Annotated in this window: 1 protein-coding gene; it reads left to right on the forward strand. The window is 49.7% G+C overall.

Features of this window, described 5'->3' with window-relative positions; translation table 11 throughout:
- Window positions 1–614: DNA gyrase subunit A (locus R7O13_RS28545; RefSeq protein ID WP_318305418.1), on the forward strand; the 614-nt coding region annotated here is incomplete at both ends.

The raw sequence follows: 614 nt of genomic DNA on the forward strand, positions 1-614 counted from the left end.
CTGGGGTGCTCCGGATGACCCGAAATCTTTCGCGGCAATGCGTTATACCGAAGCGAAACTGTCGAAGTTTGCAGAAGTATTGCTGGGTGAGTTAGGTCAGGGCACTGTGGAATGGCAACCAAACTTTGATGGCACGATGAAAGAGCCTCAAATGTTGCCAGCACGTCTACCTCATATCTTGTTGAATGGCGTAACGGGTATCGCGGTTGGTATGGCGACAGATATCCCACCTCACAACGTTCGTGAAGTGGCTGACGCAACTATCCATCTGATCGACAATCCGAAAGCAGAATTGCCTGAAGTTATGCAGTTTGTGAAAGGTCCAGATTATCCGACAGAAGCGGAGATTATTTCGCCTCAAGCGGAAATTGAAAAGATCTATCGCAACGGCCGTGGCAGCATCAAGATGCGTGCGGTATGGCATAAAGAAGGGTCAGACATCGTCATCACGTCGATTCCACATCAAGTGTCTGGCTCGAAGCTGCTTGAGCAGATCGCAAACCAAATGCGTGCGAAGAAGCTACCGATGGTAGAAGATCTTCGTGACGAAGCGGATCATGAGAACCCAACTGGTATCGTAATCGTGCCACGTTCGAATCGCGTCGATTGCGATT

Source organism: Vibrio sp. Y176 (genome assembly GCF_033438945.1).